17 protein-coding genes and 1 pseudogene are annotated in these 18,734 nt (G+C 40.3%); 3 read left to right on the forward strand and 15 right to left on the reverse strand.

Going from position 1 to position 18,734, the window contains the following annotated elements:
• Nucleotides 1-13: 13 nt before the first annotated feature.
• The 5 genes from V3595_RS06840 to V3595_RS06860 all read right to left on the reverse strand — a co-directional run bounded on the left by V3595_RS06840 (nt 14) and on the right by V3595_RS06860 (nt 8,330).
• Nucleotides 14-1,165 (reverse strand): acyl-CoA dehydrogenase family protein, encoded by a 1,152-nt coding sequence (locus V3595_RS06840; protein ID WP_485906154.1) that lies wholly within the window; start codon nt 1,163-1,165, stop codon nt 14-16.
• 39 nt (nt 1,166-1,204) lie between these two features.
• Nucleotides 1,205-2,806, reverse strand: a complete 1,602-nt coding sequence (locus V3595_RS06845) for a long-chain-fatty-acid--CoA ligase (RefSeq protein WP_485906155.1) — start codon at nt 2,804-2,806, stop codon at nt 1,205-1,207.
• 328 nt (nt 2,807-3,134) lie between these two features.
• The gene (gene parC / locus V3595_RS06850) at nt 3,135-5,579 is read right to left on the reverse strand and encodes a DNA topoisomerase IV subunit A (RefSeq protein ID WP_485906156.1); all 2,445 of its coding nucleotides are present in this window, start codon (nt 5,577-5,579) and stop codon (nt 3,135-3,137) included.
• Nucleotides 5,569-7,533, reverse strand: coding sequence for a DNA topoisomerase IV subunit B (gene parE, locus V3595_RS06855; RefSeq protein ID WP_485906774.1), 1,965 nt, complete (start codon nt 7,531-7,533; stop codon nt 5,569-5,571). The genes parC and parE overlap by 11 nt, the downstream gene beginning before the upstream one ends.
• Nucleotides 7,534-7,919: 386 nt before the next feature.
• Nucleotides 7,920-8,330 carry a CoA-binding protein gene (locus V3595_RS06860; RefSeq protein WP_485906157.1) on the reverse strand — a complete coding sequence of 137 codons (411 nt, stop codon included), beginning with the start codon at nt 8,328-8,330 and terminating at the stop codon, nt 7,920-7,922.
• Nucleotides 8,331-8,826: 496 nt separating this feature from the next.
• Here V3595_RS06860 and plsY point away from each other — a divergent pair, with 496 nt between their 5' ends.
• Entirely contained in the window at nt 8,827-9,414 is a 588-nt protein-coding gene (gene plsY / locus V3595_RS06865) for a glycerol-3-phosphate 1-O-acyltransferase PlsY (protein WP_402902710.1), read from the forward strand.
• A gap of 54 nt (nt 9,415-9,468) precedes the next feature.
• On the opposite strand, the gene V3595_RS06870 is transcribed toward plsY, so the two are convergent.
• Together V3595_RS06870 and V3595_RS06875 are read right to left on the reverse strand one after the other, a co-directional pair.
• On the reverse strand, nt 9,469-10,032 hold the full coding sequence (locus V3595_RS06870) for a methyl-accepting chemotaxis protein (protein WP_485906776.1): 564 nt from the start codon (nt 10,030-10,032) through the stop codon (nt 9,469-9,471).
• A gap of 201 nt (nt 10,033-10,233) precedes the next feature.
• Nucleotides 10,234-10,767, reverse strand: a pseudogene (locus tag V3595_RS06875) (protoglobin domain-containing protein); the annotation flags it as partial.
• A gap of 327 nt (nt 10,768-11,094) precedes the next feature.
• On the opposite strand from V3595_RS06875, the gene V3595_RS06880 reads away from it, so the two are divergent.
• Nucleotides 11,095-11,250, forward strand: a complete 156-nt coding sequence (locus V3595_RS06880) for a YycC family protein (protein WP_350302462.1) — start codon at nt 11,095-11,097, stop codon at nt 11,248-11,250.
• Nucleotides 11,251-11,669: 419 nt separating this feature from the next.
• Here V3595_RS06880 and V3595_RS06885 read toward each other — a convergent pair whose 3' ends face one another.
• Complete coding sequence (locus tag V3595_RS06885) at nt 11,670-12,155, reverse strand: NUDIX hydrolase (RefSeq protein WP_485906158.1); 486 nt, start codon at nt 12,153-12,155, stop codon at nt 11,670-11,672.
• Between the two features lie 91 nt (nt 12,156-12,246).
• Here V3595_RS06885 and V3595_RS06890 point away from each other — a divergent pair, with 91 nt between their 5' ends.
• Entirely contained in the window at nt 12,247-12,543 is a 297-nt protein-coding gene (locus tag V3595_RS06890) for a HesB/YadR/YfhF family protein (protein WP_137018484.1), read from the forward strand.
• Between the two features lie 36 nt (nt 12,544-12,579).
• On the opposite strand, the gene V3595_RS06895 is transcribed toward V3595_RS06890, so the two are convergent.
• The 7 genes from V3595_RS06895 to acnA all read right to left on the reverse strand — a co-directional run bounded on the left by V3595_RS06895 (nt 12,580) and on the right by acnA (nt 18,485).
• Nucleotides 12,580-12,873, reverse strand: a complete 294-nt coding sequence (locus V3595_RS06895) for a hypothetical protein (RefSeq protein ID WP_137018483.1) — start codon at nt 12,871-12,873, stop codon at nt 12,580-12,582.
• 24 nt (nt 12,874-12,897) lie between these two features.
• Complete coding sequence (locus tag V3595_RS06900) at nt 12,898-13,329, reverse strand: acyl-CoA thioesterase (protein WP_137018482.1); 432 nt, start codon at nt 13,327-13,329, stop codon at nt 12,898-12,900.
• A gap of 158 nt (nt 13,330-13,487) precedes the next feature.
• Nucleotides 13,488-13,733 (reverse strand): small acid-soluble spore protein Tlp, encoded by a 246-nt coding sequence (tlp, locus tag V3595_RS06905; RefSeq protein WP_063593348.1) that lies wholly within the window; start codon nt 13,731-13,733, stop codon nt 13,488-13,490.
• A 62-nt stretch (nt 13,734-13,795) separates the two neighbouring features.
• Complete coding sequence (locus tag V3595_RS06910; RefSeq protein ID WP_057275900.1) at nt 13,796-13,939, reverse strand: acid-soluble spore protein N; 144 nt, start codon at nt 13,937-13,939, stop codon at nt 13,796-13,798.
• Between the two features lie 141 nt (nt 13,940-14,080).
• On the reverse strand, nt 14,081-14,209 hold the full coding sequence (locus V3595_RS06915) for an FbpB family small basic protein (protein ID WP_072272906.1): 129 nt from the start codon (nt 14,207-14,209) through the stop codon (nt 14,081-14,083).
• Nucleotides 14,210-15,034: 825 nt separating this feature from the next.
• Nucleotides 15,035-15,568, reverse strand: coding sequence for a TlpA disulfide reductase family protein (locus V3595_RS06920; protein WP_350302459.1), 534 nt, complete (start codon nt 15,566-15,568; stop codon nt 15,035-15,037).
• A gap of 205 nt (nt 15,569-15,773) precedes the next feature.
• Nucleotides 15,774-18,485 (reverse strand): aconitate hydratase AcnA, encoded by a 2,712-nt coding sequence (gene acnA, locus V3595_RS06925; protein WP_207438189.1) that lies wholly within the window; start codon nt 18,483-18,485, stop codon nt 15,774-15,776.
• Nucleotides 18,486-18,734 lie beyond the last annotated feature (249 nt).

The following is an 18,734-nucleotide window of genomic DNA, read 5'->3' on the forward strand; positions in this document are numbered from 1 at the left end:
CTTTCCAATTAGACTAATTTTGATACTTTCTCTTCAATTGTCCGGTAATGATATTTTTTTGGATTTCGGACGTGCCTTCATATATTCTAGTGATTCGGGCATCCCGATAGAAACGTTCAACTGGATAATCCTTCATGTATCCCATACCGCCATGAATCTGAACGGCCTTATCAGCGACACGATTATATACTTCCGAACCATACAACTTTAGCATTGCCGCTTCTTTAATGATTTTTTCTTTCTGATCGACCATCCATGCGACCCGGTATGTGAATGAGCGAAGTGCTTCTATTTCCATTGCCATCTCGGCAATCATATGGGATACTGCTTGATGATCTATGATCGGGACATTGAATTGTTCACGTTCTGTGGCATATTTAGTAGATAGATCGAGCAAGTACTGACAGGACCCTAAATTACGGGCAGCAAGGCCTGCCCGGCCATTTGCAAGGATCTTCAATGCATTTACATACCCTTGTCCAACGTCCCCCAGTAAATTTTCGGCAGGAACCTCGCAATCTTCAAAAACCAATTCGGCCGAATGTGAGCCTCGAAGCCCCATCTTCCTTTCCAGGCTACCAACTCTAAAACCCGGAAAATCCTTTTCTACTATGAATGAGGTGATTCCTTTTGCCCCTTTATCTTTGTCCGTTACGGCCATAACTGTAAAAATATCTGCTACATCAGCATTCGTTATATAATGCTTAGTCCCGTTAAGTATATATTTATCGCCATTTTTGACTGCCGTCATTTTGAGATTCGTAGCATGTGACCCCGCTGCAGGCTCAGTTAAAGCAAAAGCGCCAATTCTATTACCGCTTGCCATATCTGGTAGATACTTTTCCTTTTGCATTTCATTGCCCATTTCGACTATCCCTACCGTACCTATGCCGGTATGGGCCCCAATCAGAGTGGTATATCCATTATGTGTTTTGCCGATTTCCTCATATAAAGCGCATTTTCCCACCATACCGATTCCGAGCCCGCCATACCTTTCCGGGATACTAAGCCCGAATAGCCCGATTTCCTTCGATAAATTTATAATGGATTCCGGGATATGATCTTCATCCTCTATCTGCATGGAAAATGGATCGATTTGCTCTTCGATAAACTGGCGTATATTTTCTTTTAATAGCAGGATGTCTTCATCTAAGCGAAAGTCCATTTGCATTCCCCTTTATCTGCGAATTGGTTGTTAACGCTTTCATATATTATCCGAATAAGCAATATGTTTTTCCTGTAGTTTGCGTTTTAAGATTTTACCTACTGCCGTCTTCGGAAGTTCACTTTCAAATGTGATTGCTTTTGGGACTTTAAAGGCAGCGAGCTGCTTTCGGCAATAATCCTTCAATTCGTTTTCAGTTATTCTTTCACTTGGTTTTAGAACTACCGCTGCATGTACCGTTTCACCGCGATATTGATCGGGAACGCCAAAGACGGCAGCTTCCAGAACCTTAGGATGGCTGTATAATATATCTTCAATTTCAATTGGATATATATTGAATCCGCCTGCTATGATCATTTCTTTCTTCCGTCCCACAATGTAAAAGAAGCCATCTTCATCCATCTTGGCAATATCACCGGTATGCAGCCATCCGTTTTGAATCGTCTGCCGCGTCTCTTCAGGCATGCCCCAATAACCTTTCATTACCTGTGGACCCTTTATGACCAATTCACCTGGTGTATCAACCAAGAGGGCAGGCTCCCCTGTAATACTGTCAATTATGGCGGCATCCGTATTTTGTATCGGAATCCCGATACTTCCGGGTTTCTGCAGGCCGCTAACTGGATTCCGGTGCGTGACTGGTGACGCCTCGGATAGGCCATAGCCTTCTGCAATCTTTGTCCCGCTCAATTCATTAAACCTTGACAATACATTCAATGGCAATGGTGACGAACCCGAAACGCAAGATTTCAATGTATGCAAATCAAATGAATGGGACTGGTAATATTGTAATAAAGCAATGTACATCGTCGGTACCCCTGGAAAAATAGTCGGTTTAAGATTATTGATAATATCGACGATCTCCGTCACCTCAAACCTGGATACAAGAATTAATTCCCCGCCATTGTAAAACGTCAGGTTCATCCCTGAAGTCATGCCGTAAACATGAAATAATGGGGAAACGCCAAGTACCCTTTCCTTACCCTTTTGAGTATTGATTCTTGAAGTGGCTGCACTCTGCAGCGTATTGGCTACGATATTACGATGGGTTAGCATCGCCCCTTTAGAACGCCCTGTCGTTCCTCCTGTATATTGGAGAACGGCAACATCTCTAGCAGGATCAATCTCCACACTGAAATCCGCATCTGTTACTGATAGCAGTTTTTTTGTCATTTCACATTTGCCCTTTTCCAGCGACACGCTCAATACCTTTTCAACATCGGTGTCAGCTATAACGGCTTCAACTATTGGCAATAAATCATCTAGCACAATGATGTGCCTTGCACCTGAGTCTTTCAGGACATGTATTAATTCGTTCGCCTTATACATTGGATTGATTTGGACAACAATGGCTCCATTCAAAAGAGTTCCAAAAAAACCAATTGGATATTGCGGACAATTAGGAAGCATAAGAGCCACTCGATCTCCCTTTCCAATCCCTTCAGCAGCAAGCAAGCGGGCACATCTTTTCACTAACGTCCCCAACTCTGAATATGTATACCTCTGCTCCCTGAACGTAACCGCTGTTTTATCCGAATATTGTTCGACTGATTGATAAAATAGTTCTGTCAAAGACATGTCAGGAATATCAATCTCGCTTGGATTTCCTTGCGGGATATATTTTTTCCAAGGTCTATCCATTGGCCCTCCCCTTTCTTCATTCAACAAAATAAAGAAGTCATACTAAACAATATGCAAGGAGTGTGCCAAAAATAAATCGTTATGTTACGCTGATTCAATCAATGGTAAAATTCAAAATTGAATTATTTGCTGCGCCCTTAATAATATTAGGTTCATAATGCTAGGATTTAAAATTGACTCAATAAGTCATTTTTGAATTTAGCGATACTTTCGTAAAAGGACTCAACTTGTAGTGCGGGGCATGTGGGGATTTTTTTCTTGAAGAAGGATATTATTTGAAAATAAAACGGGATGCTGATCAAGATCAGCATCCCGTTTTAAAAATGATTCACTGCTCTATGGCGGAGTCATCTTCCAATGATATTTTCCATAATTCTTTCGCTTTTCCACTGACCGTTTCATCAAAAACAAATGATCCATTCGTATATCGATCATGATTTTTTAATGAAGCGGCATGAATCGTTTCAATGGTTCCCTTTTCAGAAAGAATGAATAGACTGTCCGTTTTGTTAATGATATCAAATCCAATGACCCTATGAGGATTAGATTTCAATTCCCTCAAGACCACGACACCGCGTTTTGCCCGGCTCGTTTTTTCAAACTCGGTTAATTTCATTTTCTTTATGGCCCCGCGCTGTGTAACGATAAAGATAGATTCTTTACTATCCTTGGCCAAAACTTTTCCGCCAATGACATAGTCATCTTCTTTCAAATTAATCCCTTTGACTCCTGCTGCCCGAACACCGACAACACTTACTTCTTCTTCATCAAACCATAAACCATAGCCGTTATGGGTGACCAGGAAAAGGTCAGCCTGTCCATCGGTATGATGGACATCGACAAGTTCATCGTCACCTTTTAAATTGACACCAACCAGCGGTTTTGAATGACGCTGGGCTTTATAGGAAGCTAATTCTGTCTTTTTCACCATACCATTTTTCGTGATGAACACTAAGAATTCCGGCACGGCAAACTCTTTGATTGGAATCGCTTTTATGATTTGTTCTTCCCTGTCGATTGGAATGATGTTCGCGATATGCTGACCGGTTTCCTTCCAGCGAATATCAGGAAGCTGATGAACTGGACAATAGAGGTAGTTCCCTTTGGATGTGAACAGCAACAAGACATCCGTTGTATTCATCTCCAGCCTCTGGAGCAGGCGATCGGAATCCTTCATGCCAAAATCAAGACCGCCTGATGCTGCATAAGATCGTAACGAAGTCCGTTTTACATAGCCTTCTTTCGTCACGGTCACCATCACGTCCTCACTCGCAATCAAGACTTCAAGATTGATTTTGATTTCTTCAATTTCTTTTTCGATTTTGGAACGCCGTCCGTCATCAAAGACCTTTTTAATGAATCGAAGTTCTTTTTTAATTACTTGAAGAAGAACTTTTTCACTGCCAAGAATCTTTGTCAATTCCTCAATTTTGTTTTTCAATTCCGCTGCCTCTGCTTCAAGTGCTGTAATATCCGTATTTGTCAGCCTGTATAGCTGCAAGGAGACAATGGCTTCAGCTTGCGCTTCTGTAAAATCGAATTTAGCAATGAGGTTATCTTTGGCATTCCGTTTGTCTTTAGATGCCCGGATAACAGCGATGACCTCATCTAATATGGACAAAGCCTTCACTAAACCATCGACGATATGTGCCCGGTCATGTGCCTTTTGCAACTCATAACGTGAACGGTTCACGATTACCTCTTTACGGTGTTCGATATATGCATCGAGCATTTTTGGCAGGCTCATCAATGTTGGCCGTTTTTTATAAATCGCGACCATATTGAAATTGTATGCAATTTGGAGATCGGAATTTTTGTATAAATAATGCAGAACTCCATTTGCATCTGCTTCTTTTTTCAGTTCGATGACAATGCGCAGTCCTGTACGGTCGGTTTCATCCCTTACTTCGGCGATACCTTCCACTTTCCGGTCTAGGCGGAACTCATCCATTTTCTTAACAAGGTTGGCTTTATTGACTTCATATGGGATTTCAGTGATGACGATTTGCTGTTTGCCGCCCCGAATCGTTTCCACTTCCGCCAACCCGCGAATGATTATTTTCCCTTTACCTGTTTCATAGGCCTTACGAATGCCTTCAATGCCTTGAATGATACCCCCAGTAGGAAAATCCGGCCCTTTAATGACCGTCATTAAGTCAGCGACAGTCGCTTCCGGCTTATCGATTCGCATAATGGCCGCATCAATGACTTCACCTAGTTGATGTGGCGGGATTTCAGTGGCATAGCCTGCTGAAATTCCTGTAGAGCCATTTACAAGCAGGTTAGGGAACATTGCAGGCAATACAATGGGCTCTTCTGAAGTATCATCAAAGTTCGGTACAAAATCGACCGTCCTTTTTTCAATATCCCGCAGCATCTCGGAGGCAATCGATGAAAGCCTTGCTTCCGTATACCGCATCGCAGCAGGCGGATCGCCATCAATACTACCGTTGTTTCCGTGCATTTGGACCATGACCTTCCGCAACTTCCAGTCTTGGCTCATCCGAACCATTGCCTCATAAACGGATGAATCTCCGTGAGGGTGATAGTTACCAATTACATTACCGACCGTTTTTGCGGATTTCCTGAATCCTTTTTCCTGGGTATTTCCTTCGACATGCATCGCATACAATATCCTGCGCTGCACCGGTTTTAAACCGTCCCTTGCATCTGGAAGTGCCCGATCTTGGATGATATATTTACTATAACGCCCGAAGCGGTCACCAATTACCTCTTCTAGCGGCAAATCTCGAAACGTTTCTTCAAATACCATCGTTAATGACCTCCTCTTCAATCGACATATTTTCATTATCTAAAATATTCGATTCCTCTTCGAGACCAAAAGCGACATTGGCTTCAATCCACTTACGACGCGGTTCAACCTTATCTCCCATCAACGTTGTCACACGTCTTTCCGCACGGGCACCATCATCGATCTTCACACGTATCAATGTCCTTGTTTCCGGGTTCATGGTGGTATCCCATAATTGATCGGCATTCATCTCACCCAGCCCTTTATAGCGCTGAATCATATAGCCTTTCCCCACCTTGTCTATCGCTCCCTGAAGTTCCTCGTCGCTCCAAGCATATTCAATGACTTCTTTCTTCCCGGTCCCTTTACTCACTTTATATAAAGGGGGCAAGGCAATGTAAACCTTTCCTGCCTCTATTAACGGCTTCATATAGCGATAAAAGAATGTCAGCAGCAGCACTTGGATATGGGCTCCATCCGTATCGGCATCAGTCATGATGATCACTTTATCATAGTTAGTGTCCGGCGTATTGAATTCCGCCCCGACACCTCCGCCGATTGCATGGATGATCGTATTTATTTCCTCGTTTTTAAAAATATCCGCAAGTTTTGCCTTTTCCGTATTGATAACTTTACCCCGTAATGGCAGCACTGCTTGGAAACGGCGATCCCGTCCTTGTTTAGCGGATCCCCCTGCAGAGTCCCCTTCTACAAGATACAGTTCATTCCGTTCGGGATTTTTCGATTGAGCTGGTGTTAATTTCCCAGAAAGGATGGCATCGGATTTTTTCCGTTTCTTCCCGCTTCTTGCGTCTTCACGAGCCTTGCGTGCCGCTTCCCTTGCTTGGAACGCTTTAATCGCTTTTTTAACCAATAGGGTACTCGTGGTCGGATCTTCTTCAAAAAAGTAGGCTAAGTGCTCTGATACGATGGAATCGACTGCAGAACGGGCTTCACTTGTTCCAAGCTTGCTCTTGGTTTGTCCTTCGAATTGAAGAAGTTCTTCAGGGATACGTACTGAAATGATTGAAGACAAGCCTTCACGTATATCGGTACCTTCGAGGTTTTTATCTTTTTCCTTCAATAGCCCCATCTTTCTGGCATAATCATTAAATGCCCGTGTCATGGCTGTTTTTGCGCCAATCTCATGGGTGCCTCCATCTTTTGTACGAACATTATTTACAAAGCTTAAAATATTCTCTGAATAGCCATCGTTGAATTGAAAGGCGAGTTCGACTTCTATACCATTTTGTTCCCCTTCTAAGCTGACTACACTATGAAGGGTCTCTTTTTCTTCATTTAAATAATCAACAAACGCTTCAATGCCATTTTCATAGTGAAAAACTTCATTATGGTCGTTACGCTCATCCGTCAATTCTATCTTCATGCCTTTTAAAAGAAAGGCTGATTCGCGAAGACGCTCACATAGGATTTCATAATTAAAAGTAGTCACCGAAAATATTTTTGGATCGGGCTTGAAGTGGATCTTGGTACCGGCTTGATTGGTTTTACCGATTTTCTCCAGTGTGGTTTCTGGCTTTCCGCCATTGAAAAACCGTTGTTCGTAAATGAACCCGTCCCTCTTGATCGTCACGACAAGCCATTCTGACAACGCGTTAACGACCGAAGCACCGACTCCATGAAGGCCTCCACTCGTTTTATATCCGCCTTGTCCAAATTTACCTCCAGCATGAAGAATCGTCAAAATGACTTCAGGCGTCGGTTTACCTAATTTATGCATACCAATAGGCATTCCGCGCCCTTTATCAGACACACTTACACTGTTATCTTTATGTATTTTCACACTAATTTGGTCTCCATATCCAGCTAAAGCCTCATCTACGGAGTTATCTACAATCTCGTACACTAAATGATGAAGTCCGCGTGCATCAGTACTGCCGATATACATACCGGGACGTTTTCTGACCGCTTCGAGTCCTTCCAGTACCTGAATTGCATCATCATTGTACTCGATTGTTTTTACTTTCTTTGCCACAGAAATTCCCCTTTCCTTACTAAAACACAATTTCCGGGCCAAATCATACTGCAATGAAATGACTCACTAGCTTAACAAATCCATTAATACGTTAATATCATATAAAAAGTATAATACTTTTACGAACAAAGAACAAGTGTTCTGTTTTTTTATCCTTTTTATTAGCGTTAGCACATTTATGTGGAACAAAACGTATCATAGCTACCTTTCTAATTGTAGCGGTAAATTTTCATTTGGCAAATATACTTTTACTATTTTTAATCAAATTAAGCTTCCATGGCTTAAATTTGCCCTGCCTTTTGGTTTTCTTTCGGTCGAAATACAGCCACACCTTAAAAAAAAGAGCGGAAGTTCCGCTCTTTTTTTTACTTAGTAAGGGCGTGTTCGACTTTTATACATCGATTCATGATGACAGTATATCCTTTTTCTTTCAAAAAATTATAGGCTTCTTCATTTTCCAACCCTTGCTGGGCCCAAAAGATATCAGCATCTATTTCTGCAAATTCCTTGGCTATATCCGGTAGGAACTCTGAACGGCGGAAAACATTGACGATATCGACGTGCCCTTCAATATCTTTCAGGGCTTTAACTGCCTTGACACCCAGCACTTCCGATACAGCAGGGTTTACCGGGATGATTTCATAACCGCTTTCCTGCATGGCCTTCGATACCATATAAGAAGTACGCTCAGGGTTATTAGATAAACCAACGACAGCGATGCGCTTCGATTTTTTCAACATCTTTCCCATTTCTTCTCTGCTTGGATTTTCTATCATACTTTTCAATCCCCTTTATAATAAAATGTAATATTTGAATAAAGAGTATTCCTTAACAAAGGCATTTTACAGAGGAAAGCTGTTTATTACCATTATTAAGAAAAACCATTATACAAGAAAGAATAAGATTCGAAAAGGCATGTCTCACTTAACTTTCTTTATGTTCATACAGACTACCACGGATTGTAACTATTTATACAAGGAGGCATCCTTCATTTTATATTTACGAAAATAAGGAAGCCTAAACCTTTTACCCTTCATGAACTTAACGTATATCAAAAGATGTAAGTTCATCAAGGAAAATTCATTTTTTTAATGGATTTTTTTTTGGACAGCCGTACCATTTTGTCACGAAAATGTTACAATAAGAGAAGCTTAACAGGTGTTTTAAGGCTGTTTTTGGCTATTTCTACACGTTTATTTTTGAAAAAGGGAACAATCGCCCCTTGAACGTGATAAAAAAAAGAAGATTTTTCTTAAAAGAAAGGGTAATAGAATGCTTACATTTATCACTATACTGGCTGCCTACCTGATCGGTTCGATTCCTTCCGGTTTAATAATCGGTAAAGCTTTCTACAAAATCGACATCCGGGAGCATGGCAGTAAGAATCTAGGCGGGACAAATACCTTCAGGACACTTGGTGTCAAGGCAGGGCTTACCGTTACTATCATGGATATACTTAAGGGTACCCTAGCAACTTTACTGCCGTATATGCTAGGCCTCGAAATGAATTTATTGCTAGCCGGAGTTTTTGCGGTCATCGGTCATATGTTTCCCATTTTCGCAAACTTTCGGGGCGGTAAAGCTGTGGCAACTTCTGCTGGTGTCATTCTTGCATACGAACCATGGTTTTTTGTTTTTGCCATTTTTATATTCTTCATATCCTTATACATATCCAAATATGTCTCGCTTTCTTCCATGATTGCTTGTCTACTTGCTCTCATCTATAGTTTAGTGTTTCATACTGATGATTTGCCGCTCATTATTGTAATCGGTATATTAACGATCTTCATTTTTTACCGGCATCGCGCAAACATCAAGCGGATTATCGATAAAACTGAACCGAAAGTAAAGTGGTTGTAAAACACACCATATCCAAGTGAAAATAGGCCCGTATGCATGGGCCTATTTTCCATTCTACAATTCATTTGCCGTGTTATTCAGGATACCGGCATGCCTCGAAACCTTTTCAGTAGCGTTTCCGATTTCCTGGATGATTGACACTAATTCCTTTATTGTCATTTCCATTTCTGCAGAATCCGCTATATTCCCTTTGATGACTCCGATTATTTCATTGAAGGAATTTTCTGTTAATTCCGATTCTTTCACGCCTGCTTGAACGACTTCCTTGACCCTTAGGACAGAATCAACAACATCCTTCATATATTCATTTGATGTTTGCACGATTGCATCTATTTCAGCTATCGACTTTTTAGTCTGTTCAGCAAGTTTCCTGACCTCATTCGAAACAACCGCAAATCCATTACCATGTTCACCTGCCCGTGCTGCCTCGATGGCTGAGTTCAATGATAGTAAATTTGTCTGGTCGGCCATTCCCTGTACAAGCTTAACAAACTCGGTAATGCTTACGAAGGATTGGTTTAATAAAACAATCTTTTCATCAGCATTTTTCATGAAGATAACAAGGTTTTTTATCTTTTTCGTTAAGATCTGCATGCGATTCTGCCCCTCTTCAGCCATTGTCTTTGAACGAAGTGATTGTTCAGCACGTGTTGCGATCTGCGTTTTGACATATTGCCCGTTTTCTATCAATTGCTTTACGGAAGCATCCGTTTCTTCACTTAAATTCAGAACTTCTTCACTAACAAACGAGATTTTCCTTCTCACTTCCTCTTTTATTTCTTTATATTGATTTTCCCTAGCTTTTAAATTTTCAACTTCATATGCCTCAAGGACTAACTGCTGTTCCAGATTGAGTATTTTTCCTATCGCTGATATTAATGCCTGCTGCTCCACTTCATTCTTGGTTTGATCAAAGACAATTCTTTGCAAGTAATTTTGAACATTTTGAAAACCGGATGAATACCACAGGGGCTGTAGTCCAATTCGATAATGAGTCTTCGCCACCTTATTCCGCAATTCAACAAACTCATCGTCAATCACACCATTGAATAAAGATAGCATATGGGTAATTAACGTTTTCCTCAATTTTCCCACCGTGCTGTGTTCAGTGATTATCCCTTTCAATTCAGGAACCTGCAGAATCGTTTGATAAAAGGCATCAACAACTCCCTCTACCTGGGGCTCGATTGCCTCTCTAAAGGCATGGATCAGCTTTAAATCGAATTCGGTTAAATCGATGATAGTCACCTGCAGTTTCACCTGTTCACTGCTTACATCCAATATGCCATCTGTTTCTTTTGCTTTTTGAAACCAGATTGCTTTTTCCGGCTTCGCTTTCATGAAGATCCCCATATCCCACTCCCCCTGATTTTGTAATTCACGATAAAGCGGATCCAAGATATTCCACCAATATTATATAGGCCTTTGTATCCAACGAAATTAAAATGAATCAGATTCATATAAAATAAATAATCCATTAGGACTAATTATATTTTTATTTTGGCCTCAATTCAAGTCTTTTGTCAAGGTAAAAGGACCTAAAATACTTTTACATTAACTTCCCATCAAATGAATAGTATGCTTTTCGTTTAATGGATAAATGGTCAAGTAAGGATTGAATAATTGAAGAACAAAGTCTACACTGGAACTAGCTATTAAATATCGATAGGAGAAAGTGCCATGAAGCCATTGCAAATATCACCGGAAACCGCATTAAAGTTATCCAAGTCACTAAACTTGCCTTTAGAGCAAATCATGCATATGCCTACACCCGTTTTGCTGAGAAAGCTTGCCGAGGCTGAAGCAAAAGAAAAAGAAAAAGGAAATACAAAATAGCTGCAGGAATCTGCAGCTATTTTTATGAATACTCATATGTGTGCGAAACGACCTTACGGATTAGAAACCGAGCAATCAATTTCGTCGAGTATTTCCTTTTCGGTCCTCTATGGAATCCTGCCAGTCTAATTAAATACTCTTGCCTTATAAATCGGGATATAACATGCCTTCTTTATAATGTAAATAAACCCCACTTAACTGATTGAGCTGGATGATCTCACACCCATAAATATCCTTTTGAGCCAATAATGAAAACAGCACCATTTCCGTACTACCTTTAAACATCTCGTTTTCCGTAAATTACAATAAATAATTTCAGTACCTTGCTTAAAAATACCAAAATTCCCAATATTCTTCTGCTACTTTGTGATATTTAGCTTAGAATCAAAAAAAGCGAAAAAACCGCCCATGTGCGGTTTTCAATTGAAAGTCAATTCTTTTGCCCAATCAGGCAAAGGCTTTTTTTTGACTGATATTAATTGTTCATTTTTATAGGTACAGACAAATTCTTGTGGTGGTTCATCCTGTAATATATCTTTTAGGTAATACTTTATGTTGGACACAACATCACTTGCCTCCATAACCCATTGATATGGCTTCCAGGCAAGTTCCCCTTCATCACAGGCAGATAGCCCGCCCCCTGCATCTTCAGCTCTGTAAACATACATTCCACCCGTTTGATTCCATGTCACGATCCCTCGAAAGGCCATCCCCCTTACTTTCAATCCAGTTTCTTCAAAAATTTCGCGTTCCATCGATTCATCGATGGTTTCACCTTGTTCTATCCTCCCGCCTATACCATTCCATTTATGCTTATTGGGATTCTTTTGGCGAAATAGCATCAACACTTCGACTTCATTGAATTTTTTTCGAGTTATGAAACAAATATTATAGATAATATCCATGGGTTATATCCTTTCTTGAACGCACATTATTCGCATCTACTTCATAATTACTTTATACTTAAATAACGAACCTCTAGGAAGGAGAATGAGTATGAAACTGACCATTTCCGATCAAGCAGCTAAGTGGTATATTGATGAGCTGGGGCTTCAAGAAGGCTCTCATTTGCGCTTTTATGTAAGATATGGCGGGCATAGTACCGTCCAAAGCGGCTTTTCATTAGGTATAATGCAGGAAGAACCTGAAACTGCAGCAGCCGCAACAACTATGAATGAGATTAATTTTTATGTAGAAGAAAAAGATTTATGGTACTTTGATGGTCACGATTTACTTATTACTTTTAATGAAAAACTGACTGAACCTGAATTTCACTATGAAAAGAATGCTTGACAATAAAGCAGCGGTGTAACCGCTGTTTTTTCTTGTTCAATCAAGCAGACGCTCTTTAATATCTTCCGCACTAAGAATTTCCGCTTGCTTTTCCCCTAAAAGATCGAAATGAGAATAGCCATCCTTCCTGTGATGAATCCACTCTTTTTTAAGCCCGTATTGCTTACCCCACTCCGATAAACGCCGTAAATCTTTGCATCCGACTTTTGTAACCGTCTTGCAACCGGGAAATCGGTCATCCAGCCAATAATGAGTTAAAAAAGCTATTTGGCCTTGATCGATTTTCTGCTTCCAGGCTACGACGTCTACACGTTTAATCCCAAAAGCCATTTTTGATCACCTCAATAATTGTAATTAAACCAATTCATCCTGCTTTTTATTTTTTTCATAGGCCTCATGCCATTCTGGATACATGCGTTTAATCGATATCGGGCGGAAGCTCTCCTTTTTAACGCAAACGTGGGAAGAATGACCTGTAGCCGCCACTTCATTTTTCCCGTTAACGATCTCATACCCATAAATGACCCGCAAGCCGTCATATTTTTCAATCCAGGTTTTAACTTTTACCTTATCACCATATCTAACGGGGGTTTTATACGAAGCCTGAATATCCATAACAGGTGAGAGGATGCCATCCGCTTCCATATCAGCATAATAAAATCCTAAATCATTTATCAATTTTGTCCTGCCTAGTTCCATCCATATAAAATAATTCGCATGGTAAACAACACCCATTTGATCTGTCTCTGCATACCGCACTTCAATTTCGTTTTCAGCTATGAACATTTTGTTTCCCCACTTTCATTTCTGTTGCAATAAACATTTTACCATAACAATTGTGCAATTTTCATTTAAGCTGTCTTAATCTGGACTGCTTCCCTTCAATGAACCTAAATAAAAGAGGAGAAAGATTTCTCGCCTCTTTCTCCCCTTTACCTAGTTGTTTACATATTATCGTTACTATAACCGCTTTCCCGTGCTTCCTGCTCATCTTGCATTTCTTCCTTCATTCCATCAATGCTCTTTCTTCTTCGTTCATTTTTAGCCTGAATTGCCTGTTTTTCCTCCCCTGAAGAGAATGATAACGTTTCATTTGCTGCGATAATGTTCTCTTCCGTATTTTCTATTGCATCTTGAATTTTTTCAACATTATCCAAACGATTATCCGGATTGTTCTTATTTGTGCCCATTAATTTCACCTCATGTTTTTTTATTTACATAATATTATTACGATTACTTTATTAAGCCTTGATTACTCGCCTTTAGTTTGAATGACCTGAGGATGTTTCCCGGATTTGTCCTGCATTTTCTTACCGTTATTCCCACCTGCTGCTATTGGTTGTGTCCCTAGATGGCTCGGTCTAAAGTGTTTGGAATCTTTTTTTGGATTACCCATTTTATCGCCTCCTTCTCTTATCCTTCTCTTATCATGGATAAAAAAGAGGAAATTCATGAATGCCAGTTTTTGAAAAAGCCATGAAAAAAGAGCCAGCACCTTGAAGGGACCTTCATGGCACTGGCTCTTTTTAAGCAAAACCTATTCAGCCTTTTGCATATGTTTTTTTTCAAGACGTTCCTCAAGTCTTTCCATTTGCTTAACGTCCATCAATAATTCCCTTTTGTTTTCTTTAATTAATTCTTCAAATGTCCTTTTTCTTTTTTTCATGCTTTTCACCTACTTATTTTTAATATAATTTTCAGTATTGCCAAATTAACGTAAAATTATGACTATATGGTTTACATTCCTTTAATTGTCATAATTATCAGATTTTTAACCTGATTAAAATTCCATTTATCCGCTCTCTATACTTTAACCCTTTTTCCGTGAACATCAACCATAATTTTTTAAATTTTTTGATTTTTCCATTAAAGTTTGACAACTTTGTTAACATACAATAAAACGGAACCTCATAAAGGTTCCGTCACAACTGTAGACTAACCTCGATGAAAATCGAGGTTGTCTACAGTTTTTTTGGTTTGTACAATGGACATTGATTTCCTCTCCAGGCACTCGCTTTCCGCGGGCGGTCCGGGAGCCTCCTCGGCGCCTTTGCGCCTGCGGGGTCTCCCCTGGACACGCTTTTCCCGCAGGAGTCTCGTACCTTCCGTTCCAATCAACTTTGTTTTAACTTTTAGATAGAACCCTTTTGCCTAAAGTCTTCACTGCCTTAAAATAGAATTAATAAAACTTGAGGTGATGAGGATACTTTCTAAACATGATTCTATTCAGCGAGATCAAACTGGAAATGATTACTTTATATCAACTGGTGCCAGCGAACCAAATGATTCGTAAAATGGAGGCTGCCATTGACAAAAGGGTTCGGAATTTTTTAATTCCGAACCCCTCTTGTCTACAAACTGAAACGGAACCTTTATAGATTCCGTTTCAGTTTGTAATTTTTCAAAAATCGCCTTCCGACTGCCGCCAAGTCTCCTAGCCCCAAGCATCTAGCCCGGTTGGCAGGAGTTTCGCTAACTACATAAAGTTCCCCTACTGCATACTATTTATATTTCGTTCCATATCTTTTAATTGCATGGCTGAAATTACCTTATTCCTGATGATGCCTTCTTTGTCGATGAAGTAAGTTGTCGGTATGCTAAGAATCTTGTAGCGCTCATTCACTGGATTTTTGGCACTTTGACTGTCCAGCGGTATGGTAAAAGTAATTCCATTATCCTCTACAAATGCTTGTACATCATTTTCAGGGTCAATATTGACGGCAAGTACTACGACATCATCACCCGCTTGCTGTGTATATTTCTCCATATCCGGCATTTCCTTCTTGCAAGGCGGACACCATGTTGCCCAAAAATTCAGCATTACCTTTTTGCCCTTGTAATCCGATAATTCAACTTGTTTCCCATCCAAAGTTTTCAGGGAGAAATTCGGTGCTTTAGCTCCTATTTTCAATCCGCCTAAAGCATCTTTTTCGTCATTTTCCTTTGAGTCATTATCCATCGCCTGCACGATCGCTACAGTAATAAGTGATAGTAAGGCCACTGAAGCAATAATTTTTTTAAGCATACTCGTCCCCCTAGTCCCATTACAATAAAAATATTAGTCCATTTCCAGAAATAGAACAACTTCCCTATTCCATCTTAACAATAAAAGGATATTCGGAAAAGTGCAATTCCTTTAAATAATATCATATATCACATTGTTTCATAAACTTGACACAAAAAAAAGCGGTAAACCTGATAGTAGGTTTACCGCTTCCTAAAAGCTGAAATTAGCCTTTTAATTTATTACGTAATACCATTTGAAGGATACCACCGTGACGGTAGTAGTCGATTTCGATTTCGGAATCGAAACGAACAAGTACATCAAATTCTTTTACGTTTCCAGCTTCATCAGTAGCTGTAACTGTTACGATATCACGCGGTTTAACTGTTTCGTCGATTTTAACTGCGATCGCTTCTTTACCAGTCAATCCAAGCGTTTCAGCGTTTTCGCCTTCTTTGAATTGAAGTGGAAGAACACCCATTAATGCAAGGTTTGAACGGTGAATACGTTCAAAGCTTTCAGCGATGACTGTTTTGATGCCAAGAAGGTTAGTACCTTTCGCAGCCCAGTCACGAGAGCTTCCCATACCATAGTCTTTACCAGCGATGACTGCAAGACCTGTTCCATCAGCTTTGTATTTCATACAAGCATCATAGATAGCCATTACATCGCCTGTTGGCCAGTAAGTTGTGTATCCACCTTCTGTTCCTGGAGCAACTTGGTTACGGATACGGATGTTCGCGAACGTTCCGCGCATCATCGCTTCATGGTTACCACGACGAGAACCGTAAGAGTTAAAGTCACGCGGTTTCACACCGTTTTCACGAAGATAGATACCAGCTGGTGTATCTTTTCCGATTGCACCTGCAGGAGAAATGTGGTCAGTTGTAACTGAGTCACCGAATTTACCAACTACACGCAAGCCGGAAAGTGGGTTAACTGAACCCGGTTCTGGTGATAATCCTTCAAAGAATGGAGGATTTTGAATGTATGTTGATTTAGAATCGAAAGCATAAATCGCTTCGTTGCTTGTTTGGATTTCATTCCAACGTTTGTTATCGTTGAATACTGTTTCGTATTCTTTACGGAATAATTCCGGTGTAACTGTTGCTTTAACAGCAGCGTTAACTTCTTCTTGTGATGGCCAGATATCAGCAAGATATACATCGTTACCATCTTTGTCTTTACCAAGTGAATCATTGTTAAGATCGAAGTCCACAGTACCAGCAAGTGCATATGCAACAACCAAAGTTGGAGAAGCAAGATAGTTTGCTTTCACTAGTGGATGAATACGACCTTCAAAGTTACGGTTACCAGAAAGTACTGAAGTTACTAGAAGGTCTGCTTCAGCAACAGCTGCTTCGATTTCGTCAGCCAATGGACCTGAGTTACCGATACATGTTGTACAGCCGTAACCAACTACGTTGAATCCTAATTGATCAAGGTATGGTTGAAGACCTGCATCACGAAGGTAACCAGTAACAACTTTAGAACCTGGTGCCAATGATGTTTTTACATAATCCGGAACAGTCAAGCCTTTTTCAACTGCTTTTTTAGCAATAAGACCTGCTCCAAGCATTACGTACGGGTTAGAAGTGTTCGTACAGCTTGTGATTGCAGCAATTGCAATCGCACCTGTTTTCATTACCGTTTCTTTACCATCGGCAAATTTAACAGTTACTTCTTTATCCAATTCAGAATTGTCCATGCCAAAACCTTGGTTGCCCATAGGTGCGTTGATGGCGTCATGGAAAGATTTTTTCATTTGAGAAAGTGGAATCAAATCTTGCGGGCGTTTAGGGCCTGAAAGGTTTGGTTCAATTGCTGAAAGGTCGATTTCCACAACATCATTGTATGCTGGATCTTCGTTTTCAGGAGAGTAGAACAAACCATTTTCTTTGCAGTATGATTCAACCACTTTAATTTGTTTTTCATCACGGCCTGTTAAGCGCATGTAATCGATCGCTTCTGCATCAACAGGGAAGAAACCAACTGTAGCACCGTATTCAGGAGCCATGTTAGCGATTGTTGCACGGTCAGCAAGTGGAAGGTATCCTACTCCTGGGCCGTAGAACTCAACGAATTTACCAACTACGCCGTGTGCACGAAGAACTTGTGTTACTTTCAATGCAAGGTCAGTAGCTGTTGTACCTTTAGGAAGTTGACCAGTCAGTTTAACACCAACCACTTTTGGAACTGGGAAGTAAGATGGCTGTCCAAGCATTCCTGCTTCTGCTTCGATACCGCCGACACCCCAACCAAGAACACCAATACCGTTGATCATTGTAGTATGTGAATCTGTACCGAAAACAGAATCAGGGAATACTTCGAAGTCGCCGTTTGGAGTTTCAACAGCATGAACAACGTTCGCAAGGTACTCTAAGTTAACTTGGTGAACGATACCAGTTGCCGGTGGAACTGCACGATAGTTGTTGAATGATTTTTGAGCCCAGCTTAGGAACTGGTAACGCTCTGCATTACGTTCGAATTCAAGATCCATATTGGCATCAAGGGAATCCATCGTACCTGCTTTATCAACTTGTACAGAGTGGTCAATTACAAGGTCAACCGGGATTTCCGGGTTGATTTTGTCAGGATCTCCACCAAGAGCTGCGAAAGCATTACGTAAAGAAGCTAAATCAACAACAACTGGAACACCAGTGAAATCTTGTAGGATTACACGTGATGGCTTGAACGGAACATCTATATCTTGTTGCTCGCTTGTTCCCCATTTAGCAAGGTTCGCAACGTGTTCTTTAGTGATTACTCTTCCGTCTACTTGGCGAAGTACCGCTTCAAGTAATACTTTAATGGAATATGGAAGGCGTGATACTTTTCCATCCCCTGCTTTTTCAATAGCGTCTAGGCTGTAGTAGTTGTAGCGTTCCCCTTCAATTTCAAAGGACTTACGCGCTTGGTATACGTCATTTTTCGTCATGAATATTACCCCCTATTAAACTGTCAGAACGTATTCTGCACATAAAAGTAAAACCTGGTTCACTGAAACCATGTTTACTATAAATATAAGTAAAAAAGTTAGTTTGTCGAATTTTCTCTCTCTTCTCCCACCCTAACTCTTCCTTCAACTTAATACTAATATAGAAATGAGTATAAGTAAATAACAAGAAAGTTATTGTTTTTGATAAGTTTCTCTTATAGAAAAAAATCCCCCACATATTAAAGTGCA

The sequence above is a fragment of the Bacillus sp. CFBP9009 genome (assembly GCF_036541465.1).
Taxonomy (GTDB): domain Bacteria; phylum Bacillota; class Bacilli; order Bacillales; family DSM-1321; genus Peribacillus.

Coding starts and splice junctions, on each gene's coding strand:
- V3595_RS06840 (WP_485906154.1), bottom strand. CDS start 1,165: ATGGACTTTCGCTTAGATGAAGACATCCTGCTATTAAAAGAAAATATA.
- V3595_RS06845 (WP_485906155.1), bottom strand. CDS start 2,806: ATGGATAGACCTTGGAAAAAATATATCCCGCAAGGAAATCCAAGCGAG.
- parC (WP_485906156.1), bottom strand. CDS start 5,579: ATGGTATTTGAAGAAACGTTTCGAGATTTGCCGCTAGAAGAGGTAATT.
- V3595_RS06860 (WP_485906157.1), bottom strand. CDS start 8,330: ATGATAGAAAATCCAAGCAGAGAAGAAATGGGAAAGATGTTGAAAAAA.
- plsY (WP_402902710.1), top strand. CDS start 8,827: ATGCTTACATTTATCACTATACTGGCTGCCTACCTGATCGGTTCGATT.
- V3595_RS06870 (WP_485906776.1), bottom strand. CDS start 10,032: ATGGCTGAAGAGGGGCAGAATCGCATGCAGATCTTAACGAAAAAGATA.
- V3595_RS06880 (WP_350302462.1), top strand. CDS start 11,095: ATGAAGCCATTGCAAATATCACCGGAAACCGCATTAAAGTTATCCAAG.
- V3595_RS06885 (WP_485906158.1), bottom strand. CDS start 12,155: ATGGATATTATCTATAATATTTGTTTCATAACTCGAAAAAAATTCAAT.
- V3595_RS06890 (WP_137018484.1), top strand. CDS start 12,247: ATGAAACTGACCATTTCCGATCAAGCAGCTAAGTGGTATATTGATGAG.
- V3595_RS06895 (WP_137018483.1), bottom strand. CDS start 12,873: ATGGCTTTTGGGATTAAACGTGTAGACGTCGTAGCCTGGAAGCAGAAA.
- V3595_RS06900 (WP_137018482.1), bottom strand. CDS start 13,329: ATGTTCATAGCTGAAAACGAAATTGAAGTGCGGTATGCAGAGACAGAT.
- tlp (WP_063593348.1), bottom strand. CDS start 13,733: ATGGGCACAAATAAGAACAATCCGGATAATCGTTTGGATAATGTTGAA.
- V3595_RS06910 (WP_057275900.1), bottom strand. CDS start 13,939: ATGGGTAATCCAAAAAAAGATTCCAAACACTTTAGACCGAGCCATCTA.
- V3595_RS06915 (WP_072272906.1), bottom strand. CDS start 14,209: ATGAAAAAAAGAAAAAGGACATTTGAAGAATTAATTAAAGAAAACAAA.
- V3595_RS06920 (WP_350302459.1), bottom strand. CDS start 15,568: ATGCTTAAAAAAATTATTGCTTCAGTGGCCTTACTATCACTTATTACT.
- acnA (WP_207438189.1), bottom strand. CDS start 18,485: ATGACGAAAAATGACGTATACCAAGCGCGTAAGTCCTTTGAAATTGAA.